This window comes from Methylobacterium sp. CCH5-D2 (assembly GCF_001556475.1).
Lineage (GTDB): Bacteria > Pseudomonadota > Alphaproteobacteria > Rhizobiales > Beijerinckiaceae > Methylobacterium > Methylobacterium hispanicum.
Genome location: NZ_LSIX01000497.1, coordinates 1 through 14,582, shown reverse-complemented (window position 1 = coordinate 14,582; position 14,582 = coordinate 1). Strand labels below are relative to the sequence as shown.

General features: G+C 69.7%; 8 protein-coding genes and 4 pseudogenes. 6 read left to right on the top strand and 6 right to left on the bottom strand.

The features are described 5' to 3' along the window. Both AX737_RS12735 and AX737_RS12730 read left to right on the top strand, forming a co-directional pair. Positions 1 to 3,171 (top strand): ATP-binding protein (locus tag AX737_RS12735; protein ID WP_066921843.1); only part of this gene is annotated, 3,171 nt, incomplete at its 5' end. 16 nt (positions 3,172 to 3,187) lie between these two features. Continuing rightward, positions 3,188 to 4,111 (top strand): response regulator transcription factor, encoded by a 924-nt coding sequence (locus AX737_RS12730; RefSeq protein ID WP_238230632.1) that lies wholly within the window; start codon positions 3,188 to 3,190, stop codon positions 4,109 to 4,111. Positions 4,112 to 4,208: 97 nt separating this feature from the next. Here the strand turns inward: AX737_RS12730 and AX737_RS12725 are convergent, their stop codons facing one another. The 5 genes and pseudogenes from AX737_RS12725 to AX737_RS12710 all read right to left on the bottom strand — a co-directional run bounded on the left by AX737_RS12725 (position 4,209) and on the right by AX737_RS12710 (position 7,884). Continuing rightward, complete coding sequence (locus AX737_RS12725) at positions 4,209 to 4,346, bottom strand: DUF2474 domain-containing protein (protein ID WP_066921839.1); 138 nt, start codon at positions 4,344 to 4,346, stop codon at positions 4,209 to 4,211. Further along, a pseudogene (gene cydB, locus AX737_RS12720) lies at positions 4,346 to 5,326 on the bottom strand (cytochrome d ubiquinol oxidase subunit II); the annotation flags it as partial. The pseudogene cydB and the gene AX737_RS12725, both read right to left, overlap by 1 nt. 37 nt (positions 5,327 to 5,363) lie before the next feature. Further along, positions 5,364 to 6,781, bottom strand: a pseudogene (locus tag AX737_RS12715) (cytochrome ubiquinol oxidase subunit I). A gap of 147 nt (positions 6,782 to 6,928) precedes the next feature. Further along, positions 6,929 to 7,249, bottom strand: a pseudogene (locus AX737_RS35795) (aminotransferase class I/II-fold pyridoxal phosphate-dependent enzyme); the annotation flags it as partial. Positions 7,250 to 7,506: 257 nt separating this feature from the next. Further along, on the bottom strand, positions 7,507 to 7,884 hold the full coding sequence (locus tag AX737_RS12710) for a DUF983 domain-containing protein (protein ID WP_238230630.1): 378 nt from the start codon (positions 7,882 to 7,884) through the stop codon (positions 7,507 to 7,509). A 219-nt stretch (positions 7,885 to 8,103) separates the two neighbouring features. Between AX737_RS12710 and AX737_RS12705 the strand changes: the two genes are divergently transcribed. The 3 genes from AX737_RS12705 to AX737_RS12695 all read left to right on the top strand — a co-directional run bounded on the left by AX737_RS12705 (position 8,104) and on the right by AX737_RS12695 (position 11,607). Continuing rightward, positions 8,104 to 9,495: a PLP-dependent aminotransferase family protein gene (locus AX737_RS12705; protein WP_066921833.1), complete on the top strand. Its 1,392-nt coding sequence runs from the start codon at positions 8,104 to 8,106 to the stop codon at positions 9,493 to 9,495. Positions 9,496 to 9,814: 319 nt separating this feature from the next. Beyond that, positions 9,815 to 10,990: a zinc-dependent alcohol dehydrogenase gene (locus AX737_RS12700; RefSeq protein ID WP_066921831.1), complete on the top strand. Its 1,176-nt coding sequence runs from the start codon at positions 9,815 to 9,817 to the stop codon at positions 10,988 to 10,990. 17 nt (positions 10,991 to 11,007) lie between these two features. Next, a complete protein-coding gene (locus AX737_RS12695) occupies positions 11,008 to 11,607 on the top strand; it encodes a hypothetical protein (protein ID WP_082773013.1) in 600 nt (199 codons plus the stop codon). On the opposite strand, the pseudogene AX737_RS32015 reads toward AX737_RS12695, so the two are convergent. After that, positions 11,537 to 12,075, bottom strand: a pseudogene (locus tag AX737_RS32015) (DJ-1/PfpI family protein); the annotation flags it as partial. The gene AX737_RS12695 and the pseudogene AX737_RS32015 overlap by 71 nt on opposite strands. A gap of 840 nt (positions 12,076 to 12,915) precedes the next feature. Here AX737_RS32015 and AX737_RS12690 point away from each other — a divergent pair. Then, positions 12,916 to 14,538 carry an ABC-F family ATP-binding cassette domain-containing protein gene (locus AX737_RS12690; RefSeq protein WP_066921829.1) on the top strand — a complete coding sequence of 541 codons (1,623 nt, stop codon included), beginning with the start codon at positions 12,916 to 12,918 and terminating at the stop codon, positions 14,536 to 14,538. Positions 14,539 to 14,582: the final 44 nt, after the last annotated feature.

Below are 14,582 nucleotides of genomic sequence, written 5' to 3'. Positions count from 1 at the left end.
CTCTTCGTCGGGCTGGTCATCTTCGCCACCGCCGCGCCGATCACCGTCTACGCCGCCCGCCACGGCGTCGACATGGACCTGCTCACCCGCGGGGCCGGCTTCGGCTATCTCGGCTCGACCGTGACCTCGCTGATCTACGCGAGCTTCACCTTCCTGTTCTTCGCCATCGAAGCGGCGATCATGGCGTTGGCGCTGCAGATCTGCCTCGGGCTGCCGCTCTGGCTCGGCTATCTCGTCTGCGCGGGCGCGGTGATCCCCCTCGTGGCCTACGGCATCCGCCTGATCAGCCGGTTCCAGATCTGGACGCAGCCGCTCTGGATCGGTCTCAACCTCCTGCCGCTCGTCTGCATCGCCGCGCAGGATCCGGCCGCGCTCGGCGCGGCGGCCGCCTTCCCGGGCCTCGACGGCGGCGGGGGCGGGTTCGATGTCGTGCGCTTCGGCGCCGCGACCGGCGTGCTGCTGGCTCTCCTGGCACAGGTCGGCGAGCAGGTGGACTTCCTGCGCTTCGTGCCCGAGCCCGCCTCGCCCCGCGACCGGCGCTGGTGGCTCGCCGTGCTGGCGGGGGGCGCCGGCTGGATCCTGCCCGGCATGGCCAAGATCCTGCTCGGCGCCGGGCTCGCGGTCCTGGCCCTCGCACACGGCGTCCCCCCGGGGGAGGCGGCGGAGCCGACCCAGATGTACCGGGTCGCCTTCGGCTACGTGGCGGGCGCGGACAGCCGGGCCGCCCTGCTGCTGATGGGGGCCTTCGTGCTCGTCTCGCAGCTCAAGATCAACCTGACCAACGCCTATGCGGGCTCGATCGCGTGGTCGAACTTCTTCTCGCGGCTCACCCACAGCCATCCGGGCCGGGTGGTCTGGCTCGTCTTCAACGTCGCCATCGCCGTGCTGCTGATGATGCTCGGCATCGACAAGACGATCGGCAGCACCCTGCCGCTCTACGCCTGCGTCGTCTCGGCCTGGGTCGGGGCGCTCGCCGCCGATCTTGCGGTCAACAAGCCGCTGCGCCTCTCGCCGCCCGGCATCGAGTTCAAGCGGGCGCATCTCTACGCGGTCAATCCGGTCGGCACCGGGGCGATGCTGCTGGCGCTCACGGCGGGCTGCCTCGTCCATCTCGGGCTCGCGGGGCCGGCGTTCCAGCCCTTCGCCCCGCTGCTGACGCTCGCCATCGCCTTCTGCGCGGCGCCCGCCATCGCCTGGGCGACGGGCGGGCGCTGGTACCTCGCGCGCCGGCCGCGTCGGGACTGGGGTGCCGGCGAGATCGCCTGCCGGGTCTGCGAGCTGCCCTTCGAGGGCGAGGACATGGCCCATTGCCCGGCCTACGACGCCCCGATCTGCTCGCTCTGCTGCTCCCTCGACGCGCGCTGCGCCGACCTCTGCAAGCCGCACGGCCGGCTGGAGGCCCAGGCCCAGCACATGCTCGGCCGCCTCCTGCCGCGCCGGACCGCCGCCTGGATCGGCGCCCCGCTCGGGCGCTACCTCGCGGTGATGCTGACGCTCTGCGCGGTGATCGGCCTGATCCTCGCCATCGTGCACGCGGGCGCGAGCCTCGCCCATCCGGAGCATCGTGCGGTGCTGCGCGCCGCGCTGACCAGCGTGTTCTTCACCCTCGTGATCATCCTCGGCGTGGTCGCGTGGCTGTTCGTGCTGGCGCAGGAGAGCCGGCGCGTCGCCCAGGCCGAGACCCTGCGGCAGACCGCCCTCTACGAGGCCGAGATCGCCGCCCACAGGATCACCGACGCGAAGCTGCAGGAGGCCAAGGAGCGGGCCGAGGCGGCCAACCACGCCAAGAGCCGCTACGTCGTCGGGCTGAGCCACGAGCTGCGCACGCCGCTCTCCAGCGTGCTCGGCTACGCCCAGCTCCTCGAGACCGACCCCACGATCCCGCCGGCCCGGCTCAACGGCATCCGGGTGATCCGGCGCAGCGCCCAGCACCTCTCGGGCCTGATCGACGGACTGCTCGACATCTCGCGGATGGAGGCGGGCCGCCTGCAGATCAACCGCGACGAGGTGCGGCTCGCCGACTTCCTCGACCAGCTCGCCGACATGGTCCGGCTCCAGGCCCGCGAGGCGGGGCTCGACTTCCGCTTCACCCGGCCCGAGATCCTGCCGCAGGTGGTCGCCACCGACGAGAAGCGCCTGCGGCAGGTGCTCCTCAACCTCCTCTCGAACGCCATCAAGTTCACGCCCCGCGGGACCGTCTCGCTCGACCTGAGCTACCGCAGCCAAGTCGCGGTCTTCACGATCCACGACACCGGGCCCGGCATCCCCGCGGCGGACCTCGCCCGGATCTTCGAGCCGTTCGAGCGCGGATCGACCCCGGCCGCCCGCCGCACGCCCGGAACCGGGCTCGGGCTCACCATCGCCAACCTGCTGGCGCAGCTCCTCGGCGGCGAGATCGCGCTGACGGCGGCGCCCGGCGGCGGGACGCAGGCGCGGCTGCGCCTGATGCTGGCCGCGGTGGCGCAGCCCGCCCTCGCGCCCGCGCCGGCGGCGCGCGCCGAGCCGGTCTATGCCGGGCCGCGCCGGACCGTCCTCGTGGTCGACGACGACCCGGCTCACCGCACCCTGATGGGCGCCATCCTCGAACCGCTCGGGCTCACGGTGCGCGAGGCCGGGACGGGCGCGGCCTGCCTCGCCTGCGTGGCGGAGGCGGCGGGCGGCATCGACCTGATCGTCCTGGACATCGCGATGCCGGGCATGAGCGGCTGGGACGTGGCGGAGACCCTGCGCGCGCGGGGCCATGCCGGGCCGATCGCGATGATGTCGGCCAACGTTCACGAGCTCGGCCCCGTGCGCGGCGACAGCCCGCCCCACAACGCGATCCTCGCCAAGCCCTTCGACCTGCGCGACGTGCGGGACCGGACCATGGCGCTGCTGCGCCTCGACTGGACGGATGCGGATGCGGCGGCGCTCCCGGCCGCCGCGGTGGACGCGGTACCCGCCGCGGTGGACGCGGTGCCCGCGGCGGTCCGTCCCGGCGCGGACCATGTCGGGGAGTTGCTGCGGCTCGGTCGCATCGGGCACATCCGGGGCATCGAGGCGAAGCTCTCGGCGATGGAACAGGACGGAACCGGGCCGCAGACCTTCGTGAAGCAGATGCGCGGGCTGATCGCCGGCTACGACCTGCGCCGCTACCTCGCCGTGCTGACGGAGCTTGTCGGCGATGACTGAGCCGATGACTGAATCGATGACTGAACCGATGACCGGGCCCGCCCGGGACGTGGTCCTCGTCGTCGACGATTCGCCCGAGACCCTGAGCTTCCTCACCGAGGCGATCGAGCGCTCCGGCGCGACGGTCCTGATCGCGGTCGCAGGCGATCTCGCCCTCTCCCTCGTCGACGAGGTCACCCCCGACGTGATCCTGCTCGACGCGGTCATGCCCGGCATGGACGGGTTCGAGACCTGCCGCCGCCTCAAGGCGAAGCCGCATCTCGCAGGCGTGCCGGTGATCTTCATGACCGGCCTCAGCGAGACCGAGCACATTGTCCGGGGGCTCGATGCGGGCGGGGTCGATTACGTCACGAAGCCCATCGCCCCCGACGAAATCCTTGCGCGCATCCGCACCCACCTCGCCGGGGCCCGCTCGGCCCGCAGCGCGCGCACCGCCCTCGACACGATGGGCCGGACCCTGCTGGCGGTCTCGGCGGACGGTCGGGTCCTCTGGTGCACGCCCCAGGCCGGGCAGCTCATCGCCGCTCTGGCCTCGACACCCGACGGCGTCCTCTCCCTGCCTCCCGAGGCTGCCGCGTGGCTGCGGGCCTGTCTCGCGGGTACGACGACCGGCTCCGTGACGCTGAGGGGACCGAACGGTCCGCCCCACAGCCTCAGCTTCGTCGGCGGGACGGCCGACGAGATCCTTTTGCGGCTGTCGCAGGACGATCTGGCGCTGAGCCTCGCCCGATTGCGCACGTGCCTGCCTGTGACCGCGCGAGAGGCGGACGTCCTGTTCTGGCTGTCCCAGGGCAAGTCGAGCCGCGACATCGGAGAGATCCTGGGTCTCAGTCACCGGACCGTGACCAAGCATCTCGAAGCCATCTATGCCAAGCTCGGGGTCGAGAACCGGACTGCGGCCTCGATGATCGCCAATCGCTACATCGGAGGCGCTCGGTGACGCGCCGCGAGGCCGCCGACGGCACGCGATCCGTCCTGAGCGACCCCGGCCTTGGCGTAGCGGTAGCCCTCGCGCCGGACCTTGCGCGCGCCGTGGGTCAGCCCGCCTTCAGCCAGGCTCTCAGGAGGCCGGCGACGACACCGAGCGAGAGGACGCTGCCGGCCCACAGCAAGGCGAACCAGACGAGGCGGCGCCACAAGGGAGCGGGGTGTCGGGGAGCGGAGGTGGTGCCCATCAGTGGTACCCCGCCGCGTCGACCTTCCCGCGGAAGACCCAGTACGAGTAGGCCGTGTAGATCAGGATGACCGGGATCAAGACGGACGCGCCCACGAGTAGGAAGACCTGGCTCGAATGCGGTGCCGCCGCCTCCCAGATGGTGATCCGACCCGGCACGATGTCGGGAAAGATGCTGATCCCGAGCCCAACGAAGGAGAGCAGGAACAGGCCGAGCGCCAGCAGGAACGGCGTCCTCTCCGCACCGCCGCGAAGCAGACGGAAGAACAGGAACGAGGCCACCGCGACGAGGAGCGGCACCTGGGCGGTGAGAAGCACGTTCGGCATCGCGAACCAGCGTTCCCAATATTTGCCTTCCAGGAAGGGCGTCGCCGCGCTGACGGCCGCAATCACCGCGACCGTGGCCGCGCCGAGCCAGAGCGAGAAGGTGCGCGACCGATCCTGCAGGCTCCCCTCCGTCCGCATCACCAGCCACGTGGCGCCGAGCAGCGCGTAGCCGCAGACGATGCCGAGACCGACGAGCAGGCTGAACGGCGTGAGCCAGTCCCACCAGCCGCCCGCGTAGGCGCGGCCCTCCACCTTGATGCCCTGCAGGAGCGCGCCGAGGGTGATCCCTTGAGCGAGCGCCGCCACGACCGAGCCCCCGGTGAAGGCGACATCCCAGAGCGCCCGGTGGCCGGGATCGCGCCAGCGGAACTCGAAGGCGACGCCGCGGAAGATCAGCCCGAGCAGCATCGCGATGATCGGCGCGTAGAGGGCCGGCATGATCACCGCGTAGGCCAGCGGGAACACCGCGAACAGGCCGCCGCCGCCGAGCACCAGCCAGGTCTCGTTGCCGTCCCAGACCGGCGCGATGGAATTCATCGCGGTGTCGCGCTCGTGGCCCGGCCTGAAGGCCGGGAACAGGATGCCGATGCCGAGATCGAAGCCGTCCATCACGATATAGGCGAACACCGCGAAGGCGATGATCAGCGCCCAAACGACCGAGAGATCGACGTTGGCGAGCATGGTGGGCTCCTCACTCGGCCGGGTGGAGGGTGCGGTCGCGGTCGACCAGGGCGCGGGCGTGATGCCGGCGGTGCGGATCGGTGCCCCGGGCTCGATCCCGCGTTCGCCACGATGCGGCGACTTCGCCATGAGGTGCAGGATGTAGACGGTGCCCATCCCGAACACGGCGAAGTAGACCAGCACGAAGGCGGTGAGCGACGCGGCGACGGCCGGCGCGTGGAGCGGGGAGGCCGATTCCGCCGTGCGCAGCAGGCCGTAGACCGTGAAGGGCTGGCGCCCGACCTCGGTGGTGATCCACCCGGCCACGACGGCCACGAAGCCGGCCGGGCCCATGGCGAGGGCGAAGCGGTGCAGGGCCGCCCACTGGTAGAGCTTGCCCTTGTAGCGGGCGAGCAGGCTGAGGCAGCCCAGCAGGAGCATCAGCATGCCGAGGCCGACCATCACCCGGAAGGACCAGAACACCACGGGCACCGGCGGCCAGTTCTCCCGCGGCACGCTGTCGAGGCCCTTCAGCGGCTCGTCGAGGCCGTGCTTCAGGATCAGGGAGGAGAGCTTCGGCACCTCGACGGCGTAGCGCACCGTGCCGGCCTCCTGGTCGGGCAGGCCGAACAGGATGAGCGGCGCGCCGTCGGGGTGGCTCCGGTAATGGCCCTCCATGGCCATGACCTTGGTCGGCTGGTGCTCCAACGTGTTGAGGCCGTGGGCGTCGCCGGCCAGGATCTGGAGGGGCGCGACGACGGCAAGCATCCACATGGCCATCGAGAACATCGTCCGCGCGCCCTCGTTCGTCCGGTCGCGCAGCAGGTGCCAGGCGCCGACCGCGCCGACGACGAGGGCGGTCGTCAGGTAGGCGGCCAGGACCATGTGGACGAGGCGGTAGGGGAAGGACGGGTTGAAAACGATGGCCCACCAGTCGGCCGGCACGAATTGCCCGGCGTCGTTCGTGGCGTAACCCTGCGGCGTCTGCATCCAGGAGTTCACGGACAGGATCCAGAACGCCGAGAAGAAGGTCCCGACGGCTACCATCAGGGTGGCGAGGAAGTGCAAGCGCGGCCCGACCTTCGTCATCCCGAACAGCATGACCCCCAGGAAGCCGGCCTCCAGGAAGAAGGCCGAGAGCACCTCGTAGGCCATCAGCGGACCGAGCACGGGCCCCGTCTTGTCGGCGTAGACCGACCAGTTCGTGCCGAACTGGTAGGACATGACCAGCCCGGACACGACGCCCATGGCAAAGCCGATGGCGAAGATCTTGATCCAGTACCGGAACAGATCGATGAACACCTGTCGGCCGGTGGCGAGCCACAGGCCCTCCAAAACCATCAGGTAGCTCGCCAACCCGATGGAGAAGGCTGGGAACACGATGTGGAAGGCCACCGTGAAACCGAATTGCCACCGCGCGAGCAGCAGGGCGTCAACGTTCGCCAGCATGTCGGTCACCTCTTGCGCATCTCGATGGGGCCGCGGTCGGGCGGCCAGCGAAACCTCGCCCCGGCCCAGGCGCGAGCGATCCTCGACCAGCGCCTCCACGAGTGCCCGCCTGTGCGTCTCGGTTCGCAGCGGCGACGGGGTGATCCTCAGGCGCTCGCCGCCGCGCGGCACGGTCGGGTCGTCGATGGGCTGCACGGAGATGCCGTGAGGCTCCAGCAACGCCTCGCTGATCCGGCGACGGAGGTGGACGTCGCCGGCCATGACCGGCAAGACGTGGCTCTGGCCCGGCAGGACCGGCAGGCCGGCCTTGCGCAGCCTCGCCATCAAGGCCGCCGCGCTCCGCTGCTGCGCGCCCCGCTCCGCTCGACTGGCCCCGAGGTGCCGCAGCGCCGCCCGCGCGCCGGCGGCGCGGTACGGGACATAGCGAGGTCGTGACGTTGAAGTCGGCCGCGCGGCCGCGGATGACATCGAGGACCGTGACGGGCCGACGGCTGCCGTCCGGATGCCTTCGGACAGCCGTCGGAAGCATGCCGACGTTCCGCACGCGCCCGATGGACGTTCGGTAGCAACCGTCCTCGCGCCGCGCCTGGAGGGAGGTCTCGAACACGTCGGAAGCGGGGAGCATCGTCCCGGTCCTCGTCAGGTCGGATGACGTCACGGCAAGCCCGGGGGCAGGCGATGCCGCCAGCGCGTCCGCCCGCGACCGCGCCGGGCCGGGGGCGCGATCAGTCCCGGGTCGTGGCACCGACAACAGGCACTTCCGGGACCGCGAAGCGCCCCTCCTCGGCCTTGTGGATGTACTGGCTGGCGATGAAGAGCCCCTTCATCGGCCGGATGATCGGCACGCAGGCCAGAAGCAGCAGCGGCAGCGTCACGACCGCATGGAGCCAGAGCGGCGGGTCGTAGGCGAGCTCGAGCCAGATACCGAATGCGGTGACCGGGAAGGCCATCGTCATCATGATGAAGAAGGCGGGTCCGTCGGCCGGGTCGGCGAAGCTGAAATCGAGGCCACACGCCTCGCAGCGCGGCTTGAGGGTGATGAACCCATCGAACAGGCGTCCCTCGCCGCACCGCGGGCAGCGGCACCGCAGGCCGACGGACATCAGGGATCGATCGGTCGTCCTTTGCATCGTCCACGTTCCTGAACCGCCCGCCATCCGGCCGCACGGAGGGGCGCCTTGCGCGCTCCGAATGTATGGCTTAGATATCCATACATTCCTGGCGGAGTCCCGCGACTCGTCGAAGTTCTCTCCAGGGCAACGCGGCCTTTCGCCTCGCCTGCCCGGTGCGGGTATGCATACGCCAACGCGAGATCAGGGGCAATGTTGGAATCCTGGAACCCGACAATAGCCGGCGACGCAGGCCCGAAATACCTCGCCATCGTGAAGGCGCTGGCCGAGGACATCCGTGCCGGCCGTTTGCCGCCGGGCGTGCGCCTGCCGCCGCAGCGCGCTCTGGCCAAGCACCTCAACGTCGATCTCACCACGGTCACGCGCGCCTTCAACGTGGCGCGCAGGTCGGGCCTGATCGATGCCACCGCCGGCCGGGGCAGCTTCGTTCGCGCCGCCGCGCGACCGGCCGCCGAGATGCGCCGGCCGGACCCGGGGGGAAGCGTCGACTTCAGCATGAACATGCCACCGCAGCCGGTCCTGGCGCGTTTGGCCGAGCGTATGGGGGCGGGTCTGTCGAGGCTTGCCGGCTCGCCGGGCTTCCTCGACCGCATGCAGTACCAGGACAGCGCCGGGAACCTCGCGGACCGGACCGCGGCGGTGCAGTGGCTCGGCGGCCGGCTCGGGCCACTTCCCGTGCAGCGCGTCCTCGTGGGGGGCGGGGCCCAGGCGGTCCTTGCCGCCGTGCTCGCAGCCATCCTCAAGCCGGGCGACGCGCTCTGCGTGCCGGCCTTGACCTATCCTGGCCTGCGTATGGCCGCCGAGCGCCGCGGACTTCGCCTCGTTCCGGTCGCCTGCGACGAGGAGGGCCTCGACCCGGACGCATTCCTCGAATGCTGCAAGGCCGGGCGGCCGCGGGCCCTCTACCTGGTCCCGACCCTCGACAACCCGACGACCGCGACGCTGCCGAGGTCGCGCCGCGAGCGGATCGCCGAGGTCGCGCGCTCGCACGGCGTCGCGATCATCGAGGACGACGCCTACGGCGCATTGCCGCCCGAGGCTCCGGCACCCATCGCGGCCATCGCGGGTGACATCACCTGGCACATCGCGACGCTGTCCAAGTGCGTCAGCCCAGGCCTGCGCATCGCCTACGTCGCGGTACCCGGGACGAACGAGGCGGTACGGCTCTCCGCCGAGCTACGGGCCGTCAACATGATGGCCTCGCCCCTCGCGGCCGCGCTCGCCTCGCAGTGGATCGCCGAGGGCGAGCTCGATGCGGTCGTCGCGGCCATCCGCCAGGAGAACGGCCTCCGGCAATCGGTCGCGCGCGAGGCCTTGCGTGGTCTCGATGTCCGCGCGCATCCCTGCGGGCACCACCTCTGGCTCCGGCTTCCCGAGCCGTGGCGGCGCGGCGAGTTCGGGGCCCATGCCCGGCAGCTCGGGCTGTCCGTCATCCTGAGCGACGCCTTCGCGGTCGGACCCGCTCCGGACGCCATCCGCGTCTCCCTGGGCGCGGCATCGGATGCCGAGACGCTGCGCTACGGCCTCAGCCTGCTGGCGACGTTGCTCACGCATCCGCCCGGCGCGATCTCGACGGTCGTCTGACATTTCCGACGCGGCGAGCGCGTCCGGCGAGGAGGAATGCTCGGGCAAGCGCCGGCGGCCCTCCACCCGGCCTCGGCGGACCAGGGCCCCTTCGCCGGTCTGACGCGGCCTCGCGCCGCCCGCGGGGGCGGTCCGCGCTCGACCCGGGACCTCCGCTCACGCCGGAGGTCTCCTAGGGGATTGTCCGCAGGAACGGGGCGGTCGTCGCCCCGGTTCGCCTCGTTGCAGTACCGACCACCATCCCCGCGAGCGCCCTGGCCCGGACCGGTCGTCCCGCCAGGATTCGGCCTCGCACCTCAGCCGATGGGAGAAGACGGCTATGCGAGCCCTGGTTTGGCACGGGAAGGAAGACATCCGCTGCGACACCGTCAGCGATCCGGAGATCGAGGACGGGCGCGACGTCATCGTCAAGGTCACGAGCTGCGCGATCTGCGGCTCCGACCTCCACCTGTTTCACAACTTCATCCCCGCCATGCTCCCCGGCGACGTCCTGGGCCACGAGACCATGGGCGAGGTCGTCGAGACCGGGCGCGGGCTCAACGGCACGGTGAAGAAGGGCGACCGGGTCGTGGTACCCTTCACCATCGTCTGCGGCGAGTGCGACCAGTGCAAGCGCGGCTACTTCTCCGTGTGTCAGCGGAGCAATCGGAAGAAGCACCTCGCCGACAAGGTCTTCGGCCACACCACGGCGGGCCTGTTCGGCTACTCGCACCTCACCGGCGGCTATCCGGGCGGCCAGGCCGAGTACCTGCGCGTGCCCTTCGCCGACGCGACGGTCCAGAAGGTGCCCGAGGGCATCCCCGACGAGAAGCTGCTCTTCCTCTCCGACATCTTCCCGACCGGCTGGCAGGCGGCGGTCCAGGCGGACATCCAGCCCACCGATACCGTGGCGATCTGGGGTTGCGGGCCCGTCGGCCAGATGACGATCCGCTCCGCGGTCCTCCTCGGCGCCGAGCAGGTCGTCGCCATCGACCACCTCCCGGAGCGGCTGGAAATGGCCGAGGCCGGGGGCGCCATCACCATCAACTTCGAGGAGGAGAACGTCGTCGAACGGCTGAACGAGCTGACCGGGGGCGAGGGTCCCGAGAAGTGCATCGACTGCATCGGCATGGAGAGCCATGTCACGCCCGCCATGCCGGACACGGTCTACGACCGGGCCAAGCAGATCCTGCTCGCCGAGAGCGACCGGCCGCACGTGCTGCGCGAGATGATCTACGTCTGTCGGCCGGGCGGCCTGATCTCGATCCCGGGCGTCTACGGCGGCCTGGCCGACAAGATCCCGATGGGCGCGGCGATGAACAAGGGCCTGACCTTCCGCATGGGCCAGACCCACGTCCAGCGCTGGACCGCCGACCTGCTGCGCCGGATCGAGGAGGACCAGATCGATCCCTCCTTCGTCATCACGCACGAGGTCCCGCTCGACAAGGGACCCGAGATGTACCGGACGTTCCGGGACAAGCAGGACAGCTGCATCAAGGTCGTTCTCAAACCCTGACACGCGAGAGGGAGATCATGACGAACATCTCAAGCATCGCGAGCCTCTCGAACATCACGCGCTCCGAGGGCGATCCGAAGGTGCTCCGTTCCGGGCCGAGTTCGCGCGGCGTACCGGACAGGCTCGCCAAGGGGCTCGGCTGGTTCAGCCTCGGCCTCGGGCTGACCGAACTGCTGGCGCCCCGACGCATCACCCGGGCGCTCGGGATGGAGGGCAAGGAAGCCCTGGTGCGCGTCTATGGTGCGCGGGAGATCGGCAGCGGCATCCTCTCGCTGTCGGTCGACAAGAATCTCGGCCTCTGGAGCCGGGTCGCCGGTGACGGCCTCGATATCGCGACGGTGATGACGGCGCTTCGATCGGACAATCCGAAGCGGGAGAATGCCGTCATCGCCCTGGCGCTCCTCCTCGGCATCACGGCGATCGACCTGATCGATGCCCAAGCCAGCACGGCGCGGCACAGCCGCAATGTGGGGCGGAAGAGATCCTACCGGGACCGCAGCGGTTTTCCGCGCGGCGTCCAGGCCTCCCGCGGCGCCGCCCGGGACTTCAAGACACCGCCCGACCTCCGGCATGCCCCCTCCCTCGCCGCGGTCTCGCCGCATACGTCCGCGGCTTGAGGCAGTCCTCGGCCTCGCGGGCGCGGCGGTTCAGGCCGGTGATCGGCAGCCCGTCCCCGACCACGTCGGACTGCCGGTCGGCGGCCCTGGGGTAGACGCCGCCACTCCGCCTGATCTCGTCCTCGACGAGGAAGGGGACGATGGCGGTCAGGCCCAAAGCCGCCGCCTCGGTGTTCGTGAAGCCGGTGACGGCCTTGTACGCGACGAGTGGCGTGCCGTCCGGTGCCTTGGCCTGACGCAGCACGCCGGGGGCGTGGCAGACGCGGGCAACCGGCTTGCCGGCCCGGAGCGCCCTCTCGATCAGCCGGATCGAGGCGGGGTCTTCGGCCAGATGCCATAAGGGACCGTGCCCGCCGGGATAGAAAACGGCGTCGACCCCGCGTGGGCGACGCCGTCAAGCTGGACCGTGTTCGACAGGGCGTCGTTGGCTTCGCCGTCGGTCTCGAAGCGCCGGGTCAGGTCGGTCTGATACCCTTTTCGATTGATGGGTTTGCAACCATCCGCTTAAGAGCGCTTATCCATTCAAGCCGACATCGCTCTTGCGCCCCTGCTGACCCACTGCATGTCTCACGTGCTAGGGTTTTATCACTTTGCAGGCGGGCACAACGAGGATCCGATCTAATGCGCTTAAAATTGGCAGCCATTCTTATATCTCTTGCTGAAACTGCCAACGCAGAGTGCAAACAAGTTCAATGCATGCCATGGTCACCCGACGATTTTAATGCATGCAAATATTCAATCGCGCCTACTTCAACAAATATGTACGAGTTCCGGGAAATTAGCGTGATCATAACAGGATTGTCATTTAACGATGATTGCTCTACGAAAATGGATGTTGAAGGCAAGGAGGCGCGCAAACTCGGAATAACATCTCTAAAAGTTCGGAGATGTATGTTCGTCAGAAAGCCTAAGGGGTCGAGCGTCACGATTGTTGCTGCTCGCAGAAGAGACGGGAGCGATTGGCGCCTGTCTTGTCCTTCGGACTTCTAGGTTTCACTCTCTCGAAGTACAAGTAACTGGGGCAGCCCACGCTATGCCGAAGTTCCAGGGTGGCCGACACGTGACCGCCTAGGGGAAGCGCATGCTGCGGTCTGGATGGCCGTCATGGGTCGGAAACGGAATGTTCGCTCTCGGGCAGCTAGGTAGGCGCCGCTTCCCACCCTCTGCGGCGCTTCGCATCCTGAACTGAACGAATCTCGAACCGAGCGCCGCGCAGGCGGCATTCGAGCCGGCTCCGCGGCCGCGCCTTCCGCTCGCCCGTCCCATGCCGTAAGGCCGGCGGCGACCCTCCTCAGCACCCGCGACCCGATGATACGCCTCGACAAGATCACCAAGCAGAACGGCCGGCAGCTCGTCTTCGTCGAGGCCTCGGCCGCCCTGCAGCGCGGCGAGAAGGCCGGGCTCGTCGGGCCGAACGGGGCCGGCAAGACCACCCTGTTCCGGATGATGACCGGCGAGGAGCAGCCCGACGAGGGCCAGGTCGCGGCCGACCGCGGCATCACCATCGGGTATTTCAGCCAGGATGTCGGCGAGATGTCCGGTTGCTCCACCGTCGCGGCGGTGATGGAGGGCGCCGGCCCCGTGAGCGCGGTCGCGACGGAGCTGCAGGCGCTCGAGACGGCGCTGGCCGACCCCGACCGGATGGACGAGATGGAGGCGCTGGTCGAGCGCTACGGCGAGGTCCAGGCCCGCTTCGAGGAACTCGACGGCTACGCCCTCGAGGGCCGCGCCCAGGAGGTGCTGGCCGGGCTCGGCTTCAGCCAGGAGATGATGGAGGGCGACGTCGGCAAGCTCTCGGGCGGGTGGAAGATGCGGGTCGCGCTCGCCCGCATCCTGCTGATGCGGCCCGACGTGATGCTGCTCGACGAGCCCTCCAACCATCTCGACATCGAGAGCCTGATCTGGCTCGAGAGCTTCCTCAAGGGCTTCGAGGGCGCCCTGATGATGACCTCGCACGACCGCGAGTTCATGAACCGCATCGTCTCGAAGGTCATCGAGATCGACGGCGGCACGCTGACCACCTATTCGGGCGATTTCGCCTTCTACGAGCAGCAGCGCCAACTCGCCGAGCAGCAGCAGCAGGCCCAGTTCGAGCGCCAGCAGGCGATGCTCGCCAAGGAGATCGCCTTCATCGAGCGCTTCAAGGCCCGCGCCTCCCACGCCGCCCAGGTGCAGAGCCGGGTGAAGAAGCTCGACAAGATCGAGCGCGTCGAGCCGCCGAAGCGGCGCCAGTCCGTCGCCTTCGAGTTCCAGCCCGCGCCCCGCTCCGGCGAGGAGGTCGCGACCCTGAAGGGCGTGCACAAGCGCTACGGCAGCCGCACCATCTACGAGGGTCTGGACTTCGCGGTGCGCCGCCGCGAGCGCTGGTGCGTGATGGGCATCAACGGCGCCGGCAAATCGACGCTCCTCAAGCTCGTCACCGGCACGACCGAGCCCGACACCGGCAGCGTGGCGCTCGGATCGAGCGTGAAGCTCGGCTACTTCGCCCAGCACGCGATGGACATCCTCGACGGCGATCAGACCATCTTCGAGATGCTGGAAGAGACCTTCCCGCAGGCCGGGCAAGGGTCGCTGCGCAACCTCGCGGGCTGCTTCGGCTTCTCGGGCGACGACGTGGAGAAGCGCTGCCGGGTGCTGTCGGGCGGCGAGAAGGCTCGCCTCGTGATGGCCCGGATGCTCTACGACCCGCCGAACTTCCTGGTGCTCGACGAGCCGACCAACCACCTCGACATGGCCACCAAGGAGATGCTGATCGCCGCGCTCGCGCGCTACGAGGGCACGATGCTGTTCGTCTCCCACGACCGGCACTTCCTGGCCGCGCTCTCGAACCGCGTGCTGGAGCTGACCCCGGACGGGGTGCACCATTACGGCGGCGGCTACACCGAGTACGTCGCCCGCACCGGCCAGGAAGCGCCGGGCCTGCGCGGCTGAGGCCGCACCCGGCCGCCAGCCATCCCGCACGCGCGGCCGACGCC